Consider the following 21556-nt stretch of genomic DNA (forward strand, 5'->3'; position numbering starts at 1 on the left):
GGTGGTGGCAACGGGACCGAAACCTTCACCTACACCATCATTGATTCCGACGGCGATACCAGCACCGCGAATCTGGTTTTGCAGATTCACAACAACGATGATCCAGTGGTTATCAGCGGCCTCGATGTGAACGGCGGCGAACTCACTGTCTTCGAGAAAAACCTCAGCACCGGTAGCGCGCCGGATGCCACCGCCCTGACTCAGAGCGGCACGTTCACCATCACGGCGCTGGACGGTGTGACCACGCTGACCGTGGGTGGCATCGCCGTTGTCACTAACGGTGTAGCCGCAGGCTTTCCGCAATCGGTCACGACTCCGCTGGGCAGCACACTGACGATTACAGGCTTCAACGCTACGACCGGCGTCGTCAGTTACAGCTACACCCTCGACCACAACGATGCCCATCCGACGGCCAACGGCGAGAACAGTCTGAGCGAGCAGTTCGCCGTCACCGTGGTGGATGACAACGGCACCACCGCCAATGCGTCGCTGGACGTGAACATCGTCGACGATCTGCCAAAAGGCGTGGACGACAGCAACGCCGGCACCGCTTCGGAAACCAACCTGACGCTGACCGGCAACGTCCTGACCAACGATGTACAAGGCGCCGACCGCGTCCCAACTGGACCGAATGCCGGGCCGATCACTGCTGGCACTTTCACCGGGACTTACGGCACCCTGGTGCTGAACGCCAATGGCACTTACACCTACACCGTCAATCCGAATGACGCGGACTTCAAAGCCCTGCACGGTGGCGGCAATGGCACTGAAACCTTCACCTACACCATCACCGATTCCGACGGTGACACCAGCACCGCGAATCTGGTTTTGCAGATTCACAACAACGACGATCCAGTGACCATCAGCGGCCTCGACGTAAACGGCGGTGAACTCACCGTCTTCGAGAAAAACCTCAGCACCGGTAGCGCACCGGATGCCACCGCCCTGACTCAGAGCGGCACGTTCACCATCACGGCGTTGGACGGTGTGACCACCCTGACTGTCGGTGGCATTGCTGTCGTCACCAACGGTGTAGCCGCAGGCTTCCCGCAATCGGTGACCACGCCATTGGGCAGCACGCTGACCATCACCGGCTTCAACGCTACGACTGGTGTCGTCAGCTACAGCTACACCCTGGATCACAACGACGCCCACCCAACCGCCAACGGCGCGAATACCCTGAGCGAACAGTTCGCCGTCACCGTGGTGGATGACAACGGCACTACCGCCAACGCCAACCTCGACGTGAACATCGTCGACGATCTGCCAAAAGGCGTAAACGACAGCAACGCCGGCACGGCTTCGGAAACCAATCTGACGCTGACCGGCAACGTGCTGACCAACGACGTGCCAGGCGCCGACCGCGTCCCAACCGGCCCCAACGCTGGCCCGATCACCGCCGGCACCTTCACCGGGACTTACGGCACGCTGGTGCTGAACGCCAACGGCACTTACACCTACACCCTCAACACCAACGATGCGGACTTCAAAAACCTGCATGGCAATGGCAATGGTACTGAAACCTTCACCTACACCATCACTGATTCGGACGGCGATACCAGCACCGCAAACCTCGTACTGCAGATCCACAACAACGACGATCCGGTGATTCTCAACGGCCTGGACGTAAACGGCGGCGAGCTCACCGTCTTCGAGAAAAACCTCAGCAACGGCACTGCGCCGGATGCGACGGCGTTGACTCAGAGCGGCACCTTCACCGTCACCGCCCTCGACGGTCTGCAAACCCTCACCGTCGGCGGTATCGCCGTGGTGACCAATGGTGTAGCCGCAGGCTTCCCGCAATCGGTCGTCACGCCGCTGGGCAGCACGCTGACCATCACCGGTTACAACCCGGCCACGGGCGTGGTGAGTTACAGCTACACCCTGGTGGATCACGAAACCCACCCGACCGGCAACGGCGCCAACAGCATCACCGAGAACTTCAACGTGGTGGCTACCGATGGCGATGGCAGCACCGCGTCCGGGCAGATCAACGTCAACATCGTCGATGACCTGCCGACCGCCAAGGCCGACACCGGCTCGGTGGTGGAGGGCGGCACCGTCAATATCAGCGTGCTGGGCAACGACGTCACCGGTGCCGATGGCCCGGCGGCGGGCGGTGCGGTGGTGGGCGTGCGGGCCGGCAGCAATACTGCGACCTCGGCCATCGGCGGCCTCAACAGCAACATCAACGGCACCTACGGCTACCTGACCCTGGATGCGGCCGGCAACGCGGTCTATCACAGCAACCCGAACTCGGTGAGCCCAGCGGGCGCCACCGACACCTTCACCTACACCATTCGCGACAGTGACGGTGACGAAAGCACCACCACCATCACCGTCAACGTCGCCGACAGCAAACTCGTGGCCTCGGTCGATCAGGACGTGACCGTCTACGAAAAAGCCCTCGACCTGACCAAGGACGGGCAAGACCTGGCCCCCGGCACGGTCACCGGCAGCGATCCGACCAACACCGGCGAAACCGCCACCGGCACGCTGGTCGGCGCGGTCACCGGTGGCAGCGGTGCGATCACCTACACCCTGGTCGGCAGCGCCACCGGCACCTACGGACAGATCTTGCTCAACCCCGACGGCACCTACACCTACACCCTGACCTCGGCGCCGAAAACAACGCCGAACGCCAACGACGGGCCGAACACCCTGAGCGAAAGTTTCACCTACAAAGCCACCGATGCGCTGGGCAACAGCACCACCAGCACCATCGTGGTCAACATCGTCGACGACGTGCCAAAAGCGGTGGCGTCGGATCGTTCGGTGGCGGCGGTGGAGATCGACTCCAACATCCTGATCGTGCTCGACATCTCCGGCAGTATGGCCGACGCCTCCGGCGTGCCGGGCCTGTCGCGGCTGGACCTGGCCAAGCAGGCGATCAGTGCCTTGCTCGACAAGTACGATGATCTGGGCGATGTGAAAGTGCAGCTCGTCACCTTCAGCAGCAACGCCACCGACCGCACGACGGTATGGGTCGATGTGGCGACGGCCAAGACCCTGCTCGCCGGCCTCAGCGCCGGTGGCGGCACCAACTACGATGCGGCCGTGGCGACGATGCAGACCGCGTTCAACACCTCGGGCAAACTCACCGGGGCGCAGAACGTCGGCTACTTCTTCTCCGACGGCAAACCTACCACCGGCCAGGAAATCGGCACCGCCGACGAGACCGCGCTGAAAAACTTCCTCGATGCCAACAACATCAAGAACTATGCGATCGGCCTGGGCAACGGCGTCAGCAACGCCAACCTCGATCCACTGGCTTACGACGGCATCAGCCACACCAACACCAATGCAGTAGTGGTCACCGACCTCAATCAACTGAACTCGGTGCTGTCCGGCACCGTGGTCGGCGCGCCGGTCACCGGTTCGCTGCTGGGTGACAGTGGTTCGTTCGGCGCCGATGGCGGTTTCATCAAATCCATCGTGGTGGACGGCACCACCTACACCTATGATCCGAAAGCCAACGGCGGCCAGGGTTCGCTGACGCCGAGCGGCGGCACCAACCACGGCACCTTCGACACGGTGAACAACACCCTGAGCATCGCCACCAACAACAGCGGCACCCTGGTGATCAACCTCGACACCGGCGACTACAGCTACACCTCGCAAAAAACCACCACGACGGTGATCACCGAGAACATCGGCTTTACCCTCAGCGACAACGATGGCGACCTCGCCAGCTCGACGCTGACGGTGAAAGTGATCCCCAACTCGCCTCCGGTGGCGGTGGACGACCACATCATCACCAACGTGCTGTCGAGCAATGTCGTGGTGCCGGGCGAGTTGCTGCTGGCCAACGACACCGATCCGGACAACGACACACTCAACGCCTCGCCAACCACCTTCAACACCGGTTGGGTCGCCAAGGGGGCGGACTTCACCGGCAGCGGCGCGATCAGCTTCACCGGCACCAGCAACACCGCCGCCAATCAGAACCTGGCGGATGTACGCAATTCCTTCGCAGCCAACACGGCGGCCATGACGGCGGTGCTGGTGGTCAGCGGTTACCTCGGCGCGGTGACCAACGCCAATGCCAACGATGAAGACCTCATCACCGTCAAACTGAAACAAGGCGAGACCCTCAACCTCGACCACAACCTGGCGGCCGGCCACATCACCATGGAGTACTCGGTGAACGGCGGGGCGTTCGTCAGCATCGCCGATGGCGGCACCATCACCGCCAGCGCCGATGGCACGTACCAGATCCACGTGACCAACATCACCAACACCAGCGGCAGCAACACCAATGCTGCGGAAAACTATCAACTGACCATGACGGTCAACTACGCCGGGGCCCACGACATCACCCCGGATTTCCACGGCACCTACACCGCCAACGACAACCACGGCGGCAACGACACCGCCAACGTGACCATCAGCTATCAGGACGGCCACACCCTCACCGGGACTTCCGGCGATGACGTGCTGGTGGCGGGCAGCGGCGACAACATCCTCAACGGTGGCGACGGCAACGACGTGCTCACCGCAGGCTCCGGCAACAACGAACTGCACGGCGGCGCCGGCAATGACTTGCTCTACAGCGGCCCGGGCAATGACCTGCTCGACGGTGGCACTGGCATCGACACCGCCAGCTACGCCCATGCCACCGCCGGGGTGACGGTCAACCTCGGCTTGCTCGGTGCGCAAAACACCATCGGTGCCGGGACGGACACCTTGACCGGTATCGAAAACCTCGTCGGCTCGAACTTCAACGACACCCTCACCGGCGACAACAATAACAACGTGATCAACGGCGGCCTGGGCAACGACATCCTCAATGGCGGTGGCGGTGACGACCTGCTGATCGGCGGCATGGGCAACAACACCCTGACCGGCGGGCCGGGCGCAGACACCTTCCAGTGGCTCAAGGGCAACAGCGGCCACGACACCGTCACCGACTTCACCCCGGGCACCGACAAGCTCGACCTGTCGCAACTGCTGCAAGGTGAAAACGGCACCGCGGCGTCGCTGGATGACTACCTGCACTTCACCGTCACCGGCAGTGGCGCTTCGGTGGTCACCAGCATCGATGTTAGCGCCATGGCCGGCGCCACGCCGAACCAGACCATCGACCTGGCTGGCGTGAACCTCGCCAGCCATTACGGCGTGACACCAGGGGCGGGTGGGTTGATTGCCAGCGGGCATGACACGGCGACGATCATCAACGGGATGTTGAATGATCATTCGTTGAAGGTGGACACGGTGTGAGCCTGGGTTGAAACGACAAAACCCGCCGTCCCGATCTAACGGGGCGGCGGGTTTTTCTTTGCTCTGGCTACAGTGGCGCCTCAGTCTTCAGTTCCAGATTATCCAGCACCCGATTCACCGCCAGTTCCGCCAGCATGATCAGCTGCCCGATGCCCAGCAGCACATGCCGCTGCGGCGTATCGATCATCCCGGCGAAATCACTGGCCATGGTTTTGGCCGAGGTCAGGGTTTCGCAGGCGTCGGCCAATAGTTCTTCGCTTGGGAGGCCGGGGGCGATGAGGTAGCGGGTGTTGGGTTTGAGCAGCGGCTTTCTGGGGTGGAATGGATTGAGGTAGTGGTCGAGGGCGCGTTCGGCGGCTTCGTGGAATTTTTTGGAGTCGAGGGTTTCGTAGGGCGAGGTGGTGTCGGTTTCGGGTGGGTTTGGCGTGGGTTTGACCATGGCGAATCTCCGTGATGGGATTTGGCCGCCACGACTCATCGCTAAACAAGTAAAGGTGGCGGCTGTACGCAGGTTAGCGATCCGGGTCACAGAAACCCCGGGTAGACCCGAAGGTCTCCCACGCACAGCCACCATTACGCCAAGTGCAGAGAAGAGACTGCATTTGAGATGGGGCATTGTTGCGTCTGTAGGGAACCGGATCGCTAAACCCGATCGCTGCTTTTCAGCGACCGCCAAACAATAGAACCCGGCCTCAGGGCGCACAAGCCGGCGGATTCTGGCGGATGCGTAGGCAAAGGCGCAAGGTTGCGTGGCTTTGCGGACATAACCTTAAACACACTTCAACATGGTTTTTCGATGGCGCTTAAAAGAAACCCGCCCTCCCAGTTGAAGGGAAGAGCGGGGGGGCATGGTTGGGACTAGAAAATAAATGCGCCCCATTTATTACGCATTTATTACATTTTTCTTGACTTGTTGCGTCCGCTTTTTCTCGCCGTAAACAAGCGAGTTCACTTTCGGCGCTATTGATTCAAAATTGCAATACTCTCGAATATATCAGAATGCCCTGGAGTTCCGGGCGCAGGGTAATTTCCCTCATGTTGAGCTATGATGTAATAAAGGTTGCCGGAGTATATGTGAGTTGATGCATTCAGTAGTGGTGAGAAAGGCTTGAGGACAATAAATTTGATCTTAAGTATTGTAGTCCAATCGCTAGTCATCTGTTGCCATGATGCGTACGGAGTTGCGTTGTTTTCTCTTGCCCATTGAAGGTATTGGCTGCGATTTATGGGTGAATCGCTTTGTGTATGTACGTATTTTTTTACATTGCTGCAAGTAACTTTATAATTTTTAACTTGGCCTATTTTGTCCTCCACTGTGATGTCGGCCGTTCCGTTCCCCTCACTGCACACCAATCCATTATCATCAACCGAGGCAATCAAACTGTTAGAGGTTTTATATTTGTAAGGACCGACTCCACCTATTGCTTGGCGGATTGAACTAGTTCCGGAAGGATTCCCGACTTTCTCCCATTTGAGCGAAGTGCCCTCGATTGAGATATTGGCTCCGTTCAAATTCATCTGAGATGGATCAATCCATAGTGGAGTTACTACGGTAAAAGTTCGCGCTGCCGAGGTCGCCCCCGGCGCATACAACGCCTTGGCACTGAAGCTATGTGGTGCGGCCGTCAGGTCGGTCGCCGTCAGGCCGGTCACCGTCAGGCCGGTCACCGTCAGGTCGGTCACCGTCAGCGTCCAGATCCCGGTCGTTGGATCGGCAGTGGGCTGACCTTTGGACACGGTGCCCAGCAGCACATCGACCTTCTGGCCCTTGGCGGCGGCGCCGGTCAGGATCACGCTGGTTTCGACGGTGTAACCGGCGTTAGGGATTTCCACATTGCTCGGCAAGCCCTTGACCGAGGTGATGGTCGGCTCCGTGGCTTCCGTTACCGTCAATGAGCGCGGGTCGGATGTCAGTCCTGAACCGTACAACGCTTTTGCAGTGAATGTGTGCAACGTGAGTGTCCGGCCGTTGAGTGTGTGCCGCCAGATGCCGGTGCCGGGATCGGCTGTGGGTTGGCCATCGGGCGTCGCGTCATCGCGTAGCTGAACCTTCTGGCCCTTGGCGGCCGTGCCGATAAGCGTCACGCTGGTATCGACGGTGTAGTCACCGGGCAGGATTTCGTCGCCTTTGGAATCCTCAGCTTTTGTGATGACCGGTTTTACATCTGGAATTGCCTTGACTGTGTAGGTCCGCAACGGAAAAGGTACCGCCTCGGCTTCGTTCGGGCTGCCTCCCAACGCGGCTTTGAATTCGACGACCAACGACGTGGCATCCTTGAGCCCTTGAAGCTCGTTCAGGACCGCAACCGGAATGTTGTAATCGTAATAACCACCGGGAGCGACCCAATTTGGGTTGGTAACAGAGGTCGGTGCCGTGAAGAGCGTTTTCTCGTAGTCACCACCACTGGCCAATGTGCCCTTGAGGCGCAGCCATACGTACTGTCGCAAGGCAATCAGATCCCACCTTGGGGCATGAACTATGGCGGCAGTTTTGATCAGACTCAAATCGAGCTCGGTGCCATCACCGTTATTGGCGGCCTGAACGATCTTCGGCACGTTGGAAAGATCCAGCGCCAGCGACTGTACCGCCAGGGTGCGGATGCCCGAAGGCAACGGTGTCGCACTCCCGCGTTTCATTGTGTAGCTGACCGTCACCGCTTTGTTCAGGTTGAAAGCCACCACGCTGTTGGCCAGTGGAATCTCTTGCGGGCCGAGCACGGTGACGATTTTTTCCGGCGCCGTGTGTGAGCCTCCCGCCGGCGTACCCGCCGCACCGGTGAAGGTGACAATGATTTTGTCCTGCAACTTCATGCCGACATAGTCAACGATAGCGGTCAGGGCATCCTTCGCGGCATTCGGGACCAGGCTGGTGTCGTTCGGCGCTTCCTTGATGCGCGGGGCGGTCAGGTCCAGTGCCACGCCCACACTGAAGGGCTTCACGTCGGAATAACTGGTAGGTCGCCCATCCGCCCATTTGATGTAGTAGGACGCCTCGATCGTCCCGCCTTCATTGTCCTTGATCAGCTCGGCCTTGATGGTGAACGGCACCGGTTGGCCGGCGGTAAACGAGGACAGCTTGACCGAGTCAGTGTCCGGACCGGTTTTCGATCCATTCCAGACGCGGAAAACCTCGTCATCCTTGACCGTGTTCAGGTATTCCACGGTCAGCGTGGTGCCGTCCGTGTCTGCCGGCAATACGCCGTTAACCACGCCGTCCACCTTCGGCTCTGGCAGCTCTTTCCTCGGTTCGCCGACGTTCAGGATCTCGGCGTGGATCGACTCGCGAATGGCATGGGTGGCGTTGACGCGGTTCATCGTCCCCAGCACCGCGTCCTCGACCAGCAAGTGGTAATACAGCTCCAGCGTGCCACCTTCGATCTGTTTGAGATGAAGGCCCGGGACGTTGATCAGCAAGGGCACGCCGGCCTTGATATCGCCATCGCTAATCGGGCGCAACGGCAGGTCGGGTAAATAAGTGCTCAGGTCGGCTCGGGTGCCGAGCCAGAACAGTCTGATCGCCTGGCCGGCAACGAAGGACTTGTCGAATGGAATCTCGATGCGGGCCTGTGTAAGGTCCGGATCGAGGGCGCCTTGCAATGCGTCGCGGGCGACCGGAGCCAGCAGACGCTTGATCTCGCCAATGACATTGATGAACTGGGTCTTCGACAGCAGGTCGGCGGAACCGTCGGCTTTTTTCAGGCGAAAGGACAAGCCGATCTGGGTCTTGGCCAGTTGCCGCAGAGCGGCATTGGGTATCTTGATTTCGGGGATGTTCGGCACGCTGACCAGCGGCTCGCCGGTGACCTCGATGTTGATCGGTGCCCCTTCAACCGGTGTGCCCTTGAGCCGGACGATGGGGGTGTCACCGACCTTGAACTTGCTGCCGTCCACGGCCAGGATCTGCGCCGTGCCATCGGCATCTCCCAGTTTGTCGGCGTCCAGCACATTGTTCAGCGTTTCCTTGCACAGTGGTGCACCCAGTCTGTCGGCGTCGACGGCCACCACCACGCGTTGCTCGTGACTCCAGTCTTCGGAGCGGTTGTCGACAGCGTCATAGACCTCGAAGGCCACGGCGAGACCGGCATCCCCGGAGTCCTCGGCATCGCGAATGTCCTGCTCAGTGACGTGTACGACAACCGGAATTTTGCCGTCGGCCTCATCCTGAGTCAGCGGTCCGTAGAGCACGAAAACCCCGCCCCAGGTCACCTGAATCCAGTCGCCGGCCGCAGCGTTGAGGTAAGGCTCTGGCCCGTCGTCAGAGGGACCGATCGTGATCCACACGCCGTCGGCAACGTTGTCCTTGTCGATGCCGCCCTCGAGAATCTCCTTGGGGATGGTCATTTTAAGGTTCGGGTGGCCTGGGCCTCCGTCGCTGTCATGGCCGCCGGGGCGGGTGAGCTTGACCCGTACCTGCATCACTTCGGACGGTTCGGGCGTTCCGCCCTGTCGGGTGACGGCGTAGGACAGCGTGGACGAGCCATCACTGAAGCGCGCGGCGGGCACAAACATCGACAGCGTCGTGTTGACTTCATGCTCGTCGACGGTTTTGTTGAATACCGATTGCCCGCCCAGGGAAATCACCAGCTTGTCACCTTGGCTCATGACCCCCCACGGCCCGGCGCGACACAGCAAGCCCTGTCTGGGAAAGTTGTCCTGCACGGCCGCAATGTTGAGCCCCCACACATCAGGGTTTTGCGAAACGGGGCCGGTGCGGCCGGGAACGTCGAGTTCGGCGAGCACCAGCGGTGATGAGCCAGCGGGGTTGTTGACAGCCATGGCGCGTACTCCGATCGAATGGTGGGACGATGGACGCATTGAACGGTGAGGTGGCGGAGTTGGCTACTGTCAGAAATTACAGGTGCGTGTGGGTTTAGGACGAGTGGTTGGGCCTAAGCGCTGAGACAACAGAACCCGCCGTCCCGATCAATCGGGACGGCGGGCTTCTAGGGTGGGGCTGGTAAATAAATGCGTCCCCTTTTCCGCTTTCCGTATCCCCTTTTCCGTAATGACGTTCTGCCAAGTTGACAGTGGCCGTCAATCTCCGACGAGCGGTAGCAAAACCTGTAATTTCTGACAGTAGCCAGCGAATGTGCAACGCCGTTAAATCACGTCAGAGCAACGAATCCTCAACCTGCAGATAACGTGCAGTTGTTCAGGGAGCGTGACCATTTCGTGAGAGGGCGTCTGTAATGCCGATTACTCAAGACCAGATCGACCTTGTAGTTCCAAAGCTGGAAAAACCCAGGGTTCCGGTCATTCTCAAGGATGAGTACGGCGATGAAAGTCCCGATGGGCTGCTGCCGCGCAGTGCGTTGAGCGATGATTTGCAAGTGATTGTCCCCAACTGGATACCGCCCCCCGTCGCTGATCCCATCCCCTACATCATTTCCATCAGTTGGGTGCTGGAGGGCGGACCGTTCACTCCGGTGTACAAAGAGACATTCGATACGCCGGGTGAGAAGGTCTTGAAAGTCCCGCGGGACAAGCTGGCGCATGGCATTTACGCCTTGTCCTACGAGTTGAATTACGGTGGGAACAAGCAATATTCCTTTGATACTCGAGTGACGGTTGATCGGCTGCCCCCGGATGATGGGCAAAGCCCAAGAGCCTTGGTCATGCTGAACGTTCCCGGCGACATCACCGACGACTATCTCACCCGTTTTGGCGAGGTCAGGTTTCAAGTCACGTTCTATCCGGATGCCAGGGCCCGGGACCGTGCGATCTATTTCCTGACCGACAACGACAACCCGCCGGACTCCGAGCAGGAAATTAGTGAGCAAGCATTCAGCCAGCAGGACATCGATCAGAGGCAACTGATCATCACGATTTATGAAGTGGACATTCGGGCCAAGGAACACGGCCAACGTTACGTTTATTACAGGTTGCGGGACTGGGCGGGCAACATCGGACCGAACTCTATTCTGTTGCCGGTGTTCGTCGATCTGAAACCCGGGCCCGGCAAACTCAAGCCGCCACGTGTGCCTTTGTCGGCCAGGGGATTGATCGACCGCGAGCATGCCCGCGAAGGGGCTACGAACCAGAAGGCTGTTACGGTCGAAATCGATAACTATGACAATCCGGATGCTTTCGATCAGCTTTTGATCCAGTGGAATGGTCATGATCTTGCACCGCTCGATGTCGATCCTTCGAAGCCGGTACAGACCGCGACCGTGCCTTGGGCAACACTGACGGCCGACGGGCTCGGTCCCATGGACGCGCGTGTCGACTACCGCGTCAGTCGGGGCGGGACGCCGACGCCGCCGTCACCCGAAACACGCGTGTCCTGCAACTTTAAAGTCGCAGGTCAAGACCATCCCGACGCGCCCGCACTGTTGAACACCAGACTGGCGAAAATCGAGATTTACGGCGCCGTTTCAAAACAGCTGAACAAGCTGCTTCCGGATGACTACGAATTGCCCGCCGAAGGGCAACTGGCGCTCCATGACAATCCCGTACCGGGGGAAAAAGTCTTTCTGTATTGGGGGGCCATCAGTGCACCCGTCGCGGAGTATGAGGTTCAGCCCGGTGATACGGCCGGGAAAATCATTCCCTTCAGCATCCCTTGGGAGTCTATCGACCAGGACAAGGAAAATCCGGCGCTGCCTGTGCGGTACTTCACCGATAACGGTGTGAACCAGCAGTTGGCGCCGACAACCCTGGTGAACGTGGCAATCATCATCATCAGGAATCTGCCCGAGCCGACCTTCCCGGATGGCGGGCGACAAGGGCTACTCAATTGCTGCGCCAACCCGCGGTTGTGGGTGCATGTAAAAGTCCATGTCAAAGGGAATGACGCGTTCGACAAGAACGACGTTGTCGAGCTGCATTGGCAAGGGTGTCTGGGCCCCAACGGTACTTCTCCTATTCCCGGCGTCGCGGACTCTTTCGAAACGACGCTGACTCTTGATCAGGCACGCAATGGTTTTGACGTGTTGGTGACGAACTATCAAAAGTTGATTGAGCCCATGGTCAATAACGGATCGGCGCTCTGTCGTTACTTTTTGAGAAAGAGCAATGGTGGACGGGGTGAGTCGAGGCCGGATTTCGTGGTCATCAATAGAACCATGCCCAGCGGGGAAGTCTGTGGGCCGGATAGTGATCTTTGTGATCAGTGATTTCGCCGAAGGGGCAAGTGTTTCAGGAAGTTGGTGCGTGTAATAACTGCTGATGCGCACAGTCGTGCCAATGCAGTGTTTTTTGATTTGCGGTTGGTTCCAGGTGTTCTGGCACGGGGCTGCAATACCCTTTGTCATTTAATCAAGTCATTGAAAGGATGAACAAGATGAACAATGTCATTAAGTTGACCCCGGTACAAAGTCGTGAGCGTTATTTGAGTATTCTCCGAAATTCACCGAAAGCGGACTTTGCAGCGCCTGTGCTGGATGATGACAATCCTCTGCTGGCTGATGAGGTGGACGATGAACCGAATCAATTGCACAAACAGTATCAGGGTTTTGAATTGAAAGTGAATGTCCTCAGGTTCGACGGGGCTGACGATGATCCTCCCGTTGACGGGTTTATACATCTGACTTGGGATGGCACTCGGCAAGGCACCCGGTATACCTACCAAACCCCTCTTGATCCTGCGCTTCTTGAAATTCCAATGGTATTGCCAGCAGGGCTTACGAATGTCTCAGGCCCCCACTTGTTGAGCTATGTACTCAATCATGGCGGGAACACTAAAGATATTCCGGATCTGCTCATCAATATCGACACTACGCCACCTGATGTCAGCGGTCTCGTTACCCTTCCTGCCGAGGTGGATGCCAACGGGATTACCAAGCCTTATCTGGATGCCAACGGTTTTGTCCTGATTACCATGCCAACAGTCGCCGATATAAAAATAGGGGACAAGTATGAATGTTATTTTGGCTCGACATTTCCGACCCCGGTATTCGTAGGGGAACTTACTGTTGTCGATCCTCTTCTTCCCGTTACCTTTAATCTGACGACCGTAATGGTCGGAACTGAAGAGGGTGAGAAAGCGATTTTTTACTATCGTACGGATCGGAAAGGTAACCGAAGTCCAAATTCGCCTTTCAAACGAGTGAGCGTAACATTGACGGATCCTCCAGCGAATCTGGAGGATCCAAGCATTCCGCTGTTTGATAACGACACGGCACCGAAGAAGATCGACCTCGCCGACGCTCGGATGCGTCCAGGAGTAGGGATCGAAGCTGAGTACGACAATTTTGTGGAAGGTGATGAACTTGAGGTCACCGTCGATCGCGTTGTAGTGCCAGCACAAAAAATCGCTGGCTTCCCTACTTATGTAAAGATTCCTTATTCGTACTGGCATAACGGTGATCTCGGAGAAAAAACCATTGAGGTCAGCTATCAAATAAAACGTGGAACGGTTCGACATCCTGCCAGTAATCCCCCCAAAAACGACGCTGTACTAGTCGATCTGCGTCGGCCAGGGGACGGCGAAGGTCCAGATGACCCAAATCCCGATTTTCTTCCAGTCGATGTTCAAGGGGCGGGCGGCAATCCGATAAACGTTTTGACGGTGCTGGACAAGGATCAGGATGTTGACGTAACAGTGGCCGCTTACCCGGGTATCAAGGATAAGGATATTGCCACTCTGATCTGGAACGGAGTTGAAGTAACAGACGCTGAAGGCGGTGTTCTTCAGTTGGATGGTACGGAGACTGACCTGGATTGGACAATTGATTGGTCAGTTGTAGATGCTGGTGGGAACGGCACTAAAGTTCCAGTGACTTATAAGGTCACCAATCCTGATGTGAACGATAACGAAGAACGCTCACTGCCGCGGGATGTAGATGTGTTCATCAGACCGGGGAGTGTGCCTCAGGCAACCTTCCAGCATCTCGATCCGGATTTTGGTTATTTGAATTGCCCTTCATTGCAAAGCCATCCAGTGCTTATAAAATGTATCGAGGTTTTTATTCTGGGGGGAGAGCCGCAACTGGAAGGTCAGACGTTGATTTTTACTTATCAGGGCTACAGTGATTCCGCTGGTAATACTGTGATACCGAATAATAAGGATGAAGTTACATATCAGCCGGATTCTTCGGATGTGCAAAATGGTTTTACCATACGCTTTCCGTATCAGCAGTTTCTTAATACAGGAAATGCATGGGGGGCGGTGAGTTACAGCGCCGTGATTGATGGGCGGCCTACACCGTCAGTGCGACACCTGGTCAGGGTGCTCATGAGGAATGGTGATACGACACCTTGTAGTATTTGAAAGAAAAAACGGGAGGCTGTTGCCTCCCGTTTTTTTATAAAATCAGTGTCAGGGATTTTTCTTCCTTGTTTATCGGACTTGTCCTACATTTTTTTGTGAGGAATCCGATTAGCTTCCGCGCTCTATTTTTTCACGCAAATGCATTTCGCACTTTTGCACCGGTATATCAGAGGTGGGTAAGTCATGAGAATATTTGGCGGGCGGCTTGAACGTCTTTCTGTAAAAGACGCGTTGAGTATTCTGATGGTCATGCCAGCCATTTCCATTTCCAGCGGCGGCATACTGGCAGCCACCATTGTCGATAACACGACGCTGAATATCGATTCGACGACAACGCCGATCGATTATCTGGTGCGTAACAACGCAGTGTTGAATGTCAATGATGCCACCACCCAGTCAATTACCATCCAATCCGGATCGACGCTGACCATCAATGGCGCTACGGTCGTCAGCAATCCCGGCGTCGAAGGCATTCTGGTCACCAGCAGCCGCGGCACCATCAACCAGGCCACTGTGACCAGCGATGACATCGGTCTGGCCGTCAACCGTTCTTCGATTGCCGCTGGCGGCTCCACTGTGGATGTTTCCAACAGTCAAATTCGCGGTGACGTCTTTGGCGCACAGGTCACCGGGTTGAGCACTTTGTCGTTGGTCAATACGCAAGTGACTGGCGCGGGTACCAGCGGCATCGGCGTGAACATTCTGGGAGGGCAGGTGAATGCCTCCGCCGAGACACAGATCACCGGACAGACCACAGGCGTGCGCATGGTCAACGATACGGCCAATGTCGGCGCTCGTACGCTCTCGCTGGATAACGCCACTGTTCAAGGCGTCAACGGTTCTGCGGTTCTGGTTGATCGCGGGACCAATGCCACCATCAACCTGTCGAACGGCGCCCGGCTGCTTGCCGGGAACAACAATCTGCTCGACGTCCAGGGCGCCTCCACCGCCGACCTGACCGTCGGCAACAGCGAGTTGCAGGGCAACATCAACATCGCCGGCAACAGCACCGGCAACCTGACCTTCGATCAAGGCCGCATGACCGGCGATGTGCTGGTCGAAAACGGTTCGACCGCCAACGTCTCCCTGCAGAACAGTTCGCAATTCACCGGCCGTCTCGACAAGGTCAACGGCGTGACCGTCAACAGTGGTTCGATCTGGACCCTGACGGGCAACGACACCGCAGGAACGCTCGCCATGAATGGTGGGACGGTTCGCTTTGGTGCGCAGGATGTGCCGAATACCTTCTATCAGTTGAATGTCGGTACGCTCGCTGGCTCGCCGGATGGTTCCAGTACTTTTGCCATGAAGGGCAACTTCGCCACGGGGCAGCATGACTTCCTAAACGTTACCGGTGTGGCGACCGGGCAGTTCGGCTTGCTGGTGGCGGCGTCCGGCCTTGATGCGCTGAATCCGCAGCAACTGACCCTGGTGCACACGGCCGCGGGCGATGCGCACTTTGCACTGAAGGGCGGGCGAGTGGATCTCGGTACCTGGTCCTATGACCTGGCCCAGCGACAAAGTGGAACGGGCGGCACTGAATGGTTCCTCGATCCGACCACCCAGGTGATCAGTCCCGGCGCCAGTACGGTACTGGCCTTGTTCAACTCTCCGATTACCCTGTTGTACGGCGAAGCCAGCTCATTGCGCAGCCGCATGGGCGAGTTGCGGTTCAACGGTGGCCAGTCGGGTGCCTGGATTCGCACCTATGGCAATCAGTACAACGTGGCCCAAGGTTCCGGTGTGGCGTACAAGCAAAATCAGCAGGGGCTTTCCCTCGGTGCCGATGCCCGGTTGGGTGACAGCAATGTGCTGCTGGGTGTGACGGGTGGTTTCAGCGAGTCCGATCTGAATGTCGAGCAAGGGACGTCGGGTACGGTCAAGAGTTACTACTTCGGGCCCTACGTGACGTGGATGGACCGCGACACCGGTTACTACGTTGACGGTGTGTTGAAATTCAACCGTTTCCGCAACGAGGCCAAGGTCGGTTTGAGCGACGGCACACGTGCCAAGGGCGATTACGATAACTGGGGTGTCAGCGCATCGGTGGAAGGCGGTCGTCATATCAAGTTGAGCAACGATTACTTCATTGAGCCGTTCGTTCAGTTGTCGGCAGCGCAGATCCAGGGCAAACGCTTCAGCCTTGACAACGACATGGAGGCCGATGGCGATCGCACCCGCTCATTCCTGGGCAAGGCAGGCGCCACGGCCGGCCGCAACTTCGACATTGGCAACGGTGCTGTTGCGCAACCTTATGTACGTGCGGCGATAGCTCACGAGTTTGCCAAAAACAACAAAGTGAAGGTCAACAACAACGTGTTCAACAACGACCTGTCGGGTTCACGGGCGGAGTTCGGCACGGGTGTAGCGGTGGCACTGTCAGACAAATGGCAAGTGCATGTCGATCTGGATTACGCCAATGGCGAGCATATCGAGCAGCCTTGGGGGGGGAATGTGGGGGTGCGGTATAACTGGTAAGTCGCTGAGTCTTTTAAAAGCGCCTCATGAACAATGAGGCGCTTTTTTCGTTCTACAATTGCAGCCGTTTTATCTTATGCCCACCCCGTTTGCGTTACCGTAATGTTGAACGTGAGCTTCCGTTCCGGTGACGAGGTTTTTCATGTAATAACGGGTTATGGGAAACGAGGCCGCCAGGTCTGTTGACCAGTAATAATAATTCCCCATGGGCCAACGGCTTCCATAAAGGTTATGGATCTCCCTGAGTTCGCCCAGGGAGGGTAATCGGGCGCCGTTGTTGGCAGCATTGTTTCTCATGGTTGTCCAGTTACCCTGTCCGAGCCCTATGCAATGGATGACGCCTGTCACGTTTACGGTATAGCTCTTTGACTGGTTGGCAGCATCCGTGGCTGTAATGCTTGCTGTACCTCTTCCCCTTACGGTTACCAGACCGTTTCCATCAACATGAGCCACCGCAGCGTTACTGGATGAATACCTATAACCGGGTTGGCCGCCAGATGCTTGATGCTGAACGTAGGTTCCTGGGCCGAAAGCAGGAAGGATCTGCGGGTTGCCGGGAATCAGGTAGATCTTGCCGCTCAAAGTGACTGGGCTGGTATTGAAATTCAGTGGCGGAATCGGCGATATGACCCTGAACGTGCGCGCCCCCGTGGACTGTCCGGTACTCACGGCCTTCGCCGTGATTGAGTGACCGCCCAGCCCGACGCCCAGTGTTGTGTTCCAGATATTGCCGATGGCACGCACCGTGTGTTTGGGCGTGTTGTTGTCGTAGATTTGTACCTCGTGGTCGGGGGTGACATTACCTCGCAGTGTGACGGAGGTGCTTTTGGTTTCCGCACCATTCTGCAGCTCACTGATGCCATCGTGCACAGACGTGATTGTCACCGGGGTGTGGGCGGCAACATTGAAGTTGAACGGCTGACTTTCTACCGGATCAACGGGGTAGAGCGCCTTTGCGGATAGGCTGTGTGACGTCACTCCCAGCCCTGTAGCAGTTGAGCGCCACTGCCGATTGGCACCGACAGTGACAGGCGCGCCGATAGGCGTGCCTTTGTTGTAAACCTGGATCTGTTCTTTGGGCGTCGCCTGTCCCAGCAGGGAAACCGTTGAGTCATAGGTGGTTCCGCCGGGATTGACCGGCCCTCTGCTGTCAGTCACCGAAGTGATGGTCGGGGAAATGAAGGCGGCAACCGTGAACACTCTCGGCGGAGCCGATACAGGCTCGCTGCCGTATTCGGCTTTGGCCGTCAGGTTGTAGGTTTTCAGCGACAGGTTGCTGTAGATGTAATCCCATTCACCATCGGATTTCACGCTCACGGTATCGATTGGGCTGACCCCGTCGATCAGTGTGATCTCTTCATCGGGACTGGCTTTGCCTTGCAGGGTGACGTTCTTGTAGTAGGTCGTCCCGCCCGGCTCGACGTCGCCTTTGGCATCGACCACACGAGAAATGGTCGGTGTGACGGCTCGCTCGACGCGGAAACGATAGGCTGGGCTCAGTGGTGGCTGAATGTCATACAGCGCCTTGGCATTGAGTACGTAACTTTTTACCGTCAATCCGGAAAGCGTATGACGCCAGATTCCGTTTGCGTCGACGGGGAGGTCGATGATCGGCGTGGTGCTTTCTTGAAGCTGAATCCGCTCGTTGGGTGTAGCGCTGCCTTCGATCACGACACTGTTGTCGTAGGTAATGGAACCAGGTGTGACCGGACCTCTGGAGTCGGTAACTGTATTGATCTCCGGGGTTTCAGCGAACTTGACCTCGAAGGTTCTGGGATTGCTGGTCACCGGATCAGCGTCGTACAACGCCTTTGCAGTAATGCTGTAGGTTTTCTCGGTCAAGCCGCTGATGATGCGGGTCCATTCGCCTTTTGCATCCACGGGCGCGGTGCCCAGGGATGTCGAAACTGCATCAAAAAGTTCAACCGTTTCACCGCGAGTTGCAGTGCCTTTGACGGTGACTTCCTTGTAACGGGTCTTTTCGCCTTCGGGGACATCGCCGCGGGCATCTGTCACACCGGTGATGACAGGCGTCACCCAGTCGTATCGGGTTCTGACCGTCAACTGTAGCGCTGGGAAGTCAATGGCATCGTCCTCCTTCGTACTGCCGTCAAAGGCGACCTTGCAAACCACTGTTGCCTGTGTGGAATGTCCCAGTTTCATCAACTCGCTTCGGAGCAGCACTTCATTCAACCCGCTGCCGAATTGCGCGGAGGTGATTTCCACGCCATCGAGCATCCGGATGATGTAGTCGCTGCCCGTTGCTGTCTTGCCTTCCAGCCTTAGCCAGAGGCATTGCTTGAGTGCAATGAACGGCCATTTCACTACGAGAGCGCTCGCATCACCGCTGAACGTCATCAGATCAAGAACATCGCTGTTTGCCAAAGGTACTTGCGGACGGGGCCAGTCGTTTTCAGGATCCTCGAAGTTGGAAACATACAAGTCCAGTGACTCGGAGGGAGTGGTGAAGCCATAGCGTGTCACGCCATAACCGACGCTCACTCGTCGGTCGATGTTGGCGCCGATAACCGAGCCATCTATATGAAAAGTGACGGTTCCACTGGCATCCCCCGGTAATTCAAGATCAGTCGAGGTGCCAGCACCCTGTGTGCCGATCCAGCTGAGGTTGATGTTATCCAGAACGGGTTTCATGTTTTCGTAACTGACGCGTACGTCGACGCCGTTGAGGCCGTCTTTGGGGTTCAAAATGTCATCAGGGGCCTGAATCACTTTGGGCGGGAGCAGTTCGCCAACCAATTCACCAATTAACAGATTGAGCGTTGCGGAATATTCGTAGCGCTGAGTGGAGGGGCGCCGCAGCACATATCGCACCTTGACGTACTGCCCGATATTGCGCGTGACGTACTCTTCGGGCACTCGAAAACGCAGCGGTTTCCCGGCGCTCAGCGAAGTGATGGGCACCCAGTCGCTGATGCTGCCGAACGGATGGGTCGCTTGCCAGTACCAGGTCACGATGTCGTGTGTTTGCGTCGGCGGATTTTCGATGAATATGTGGACGACATCGAAGACTTTGGAAGGGTCGAGCACATCGGGGTTTTTGTCGGCTTCCTCCACCTCGGGCCTGGGCAGTGTCGCGGTGACGGCTTGCACCTTGACCAACAGATGCTCTGAATCACTGACGCCGTAGAGCTCCGGCTTGTCATTGGACACGGAGTACCAAAGATCGAGTTTGCCCTTGTCGAGTACGCTGATGTGCTCTTTGTCGACGTAAGCAGTGAAAAAGCCTTCTTTTGCCTCACTGTCACTGACGGTATGAGTGAACTCATGGACATAGGTCTGACCGTTGGACTTTTCACCTATCCAGTGACCGGCGACCAGATCGCCATTGGCGATGGTCAGGTAATTGATCAGTACCGTGGCATAGGGCCTGTCCGACTCGAGTATGTCGCCCAGCAACTCGACAATCGTCGGTGCGTCCGGCATCGAAACGTCACCCACCACGTCGGCGAACTCACGTTTGGAGGATAGCGGCGGACTTCCGTCTGCTTTCGTCAGCACGTACGAGGCATCGGCCCGGCCCATGGCGATGGCGCGGACTTGCGCGTACGCCACCTTGAATTCCATGACACTCGGGATGTTCGCCACCGGTTTGGTTTCCGTGTGAATCAACGGCTTGCCAGTGAAAGGGGTGCCGATCCAGGTCATTTTTACTGAGTCGTTCAGCGCGAAATCCGAGCCCTGGATATGAACCTGGACCGTGACGTCCCGCTGGTTCAAGTCGATGATCGTGATGATCCCATTGACCGATTCCTTGATAATCGGGGCAGCCAGACGCCAGGCGCCGGCGTCGACGGCGATTCGTGTGCGTTTGGAGTGCCGGGAAGACCAGTTCCATACTTCATCGTGAGGGTCGTACTTGATTTCCAGTGCCGCGCTGTCGCCACCGGCCAGAATGTCTTCCTGTCTGGCGACGATCACGATGGGGTCCCTGCCTTCCGCCTGCGGTTGTGTGACGAGGTGCGGCGCGAGGGTATGGCTGCCCCAGCGCATCAGAATCGTGTCTCGCACCCTGATTTCCGGATAGGCACGAACCGTCAGGGGAACCCCTTTTTTTGCCCACGCCGCGTCGATCACTCCCTGATCGATGATTTCCTGCGGCAGTTGCGCAATGTGCAGTTCGGAGTGCCCGTCGGGTAGATGGGGTTCCCTGTCTCGGCCACCGGGGCTGGTGAGTTTGACGAAAAACAGCGACACCACAGAGGGATCGTCCGGCGCGGTTTCGCCGAACCGGGTCAATTCATAAAAGCATTCATGCAGACCAGGAGTGAACAGCGCCTTGGGCAAGTAAAAGAACAGATGTTTGTCTTTCTCTCCCGGTTCAACCATTCGGGTGAACACCGGAACGTCATCCCAGTAAACGACATTTTTATCACCCTCCAGCATGTCGAGGTACGCCACAATTACGCAAAGCACCCCGCTGGCGCTTTCCTCGACCACTGCAATATTGATCCCGCCATCGGCATCCTCGACTGGCGTGACTGCGCCGCTGATCTGCATGGGTCGAAGCGCCAGGGTGACGGGCTGGTCGAGATCGGGAAACAGAAGCGGATTGTGGGTGAGCATGACGAAACTCCTGAACGAGCACGCAACGGGATCGCGGACGGTTTTTTATTGAACCTGAGGGGA

Annotated in this window: 7 protein-coding genes; 4 read left to right on the forward strand and 3 right to left on the reverse strand. The window is 57.4% G+C overall.

All coding sequences use genetic code 11. From position 1 onward, the window contains the following. Positions 1 to 5220, forward strand: a 5220-nt coding sequence (locus AC1RME_RS26630; RefSeq protein WP_493091976.1) for a beta strand repeat-containing protein, incomplete at its 5' end; no start/stop codon positions are given. A 67-nt stretch (positions 5221 to 5287) separates the two neighbouring features. Here the strand turns inward: AC1RME_RS26630 and AC1RME_RS26635 are convergent. Both AC1RME_RS26635 and AC1RME_RS26640 read right to left on the reverse strand, forming a co-directional pair. Further along, a complete protein-coding gene (locus AC1RME_RS26635) occupies positions 5288 to 5659 on the reverse strand; it encodes a DUF6124 family protein (protein WP_096822247.1) in 372 nt (123 codons plus the stop codon). A gap of 521 nt (positions 5660 to 6180) precedes the next feature. Next, the gene (locus AC1RME_RS26640) at positions 6181 to 9996 is read right to left on the reverse strand and encodes an immunoglobulin-like domain-containing protein (protein ID WP_176504893.1); all 3816 of its coding nucleotides are present in this window, start codon (positions 9994 to 9996) and stop codon (positions 6181 to 6183) included. Positions 9997 to 10409: 413 nt separating this feature from the next. Between AC1RME_RS26640 and AC1RME_RS26645 the strand changes: the two genes are divergently transcribed. The 3 genes from AC1RME_RS26645 to AC1RME_RS26655 all read left to right on the forward strand — a co-directional run bounded on the left by AC1RME_RS26645 (position 10410) and on the right by AC1RME_RS26655 (position 16909). Continuing rightward, the gene (locus tag AC1RME_RS26645) at positions 10410 to 12335 is read left to right on the forward strand and encodes a hypothetical protein (protein ID WP_096822246.1); all 1926 of its coding nucleotides are present in this window, start codon (positions 10410 to 10412) and stop codon (positions 12333 to 12335) included. A gap of 167 nt (positions 12336 to 12502) precedes the next feature. Then, entirely contained in the window at positions 12503 to 14431 is a 1929-nt protein-coding gene (locus tag AC1RME_RS26650) for a hypothetical protein (protein ID WP_493091977.1), read from the forward strand. Positions 14432 to 14674: 243 nt separating this feature from the next. Next, complete coding sequence (locus AC1RME_RS26655; RefSeq protein ID WP_255261963.1) at positions 14675 to 16909, forward strand: autotransporter outer membrane beta-barrel domain-containing protein; 2235 nt, start codon at positions 14675 to 14677, stop codon at positions 16907 to 16909. 69 nt (positions 16910 to 16978) lie between these two features. Here the strand turns inward: AC1RME_RS26655 and AC1RME_RS26660 are convergent, their stop codons facing one another. After that, a complete protein-coding gene (locus AC1RME_RS26660) occupies positions 16979 to 21493 on the reverse strand; it encodes an immunoglobulin-like domain-containing protein (protein ID WP_255261962.1) in 4515 nt (1504 codons plus the stop codon). Between the last annotated feature and the right edge of the window lie 63 nt (positions 21494 to 21556).

Source organism: Pseudomonas sp. GW822-FHT03F08, from assembly GCF_058801265.1.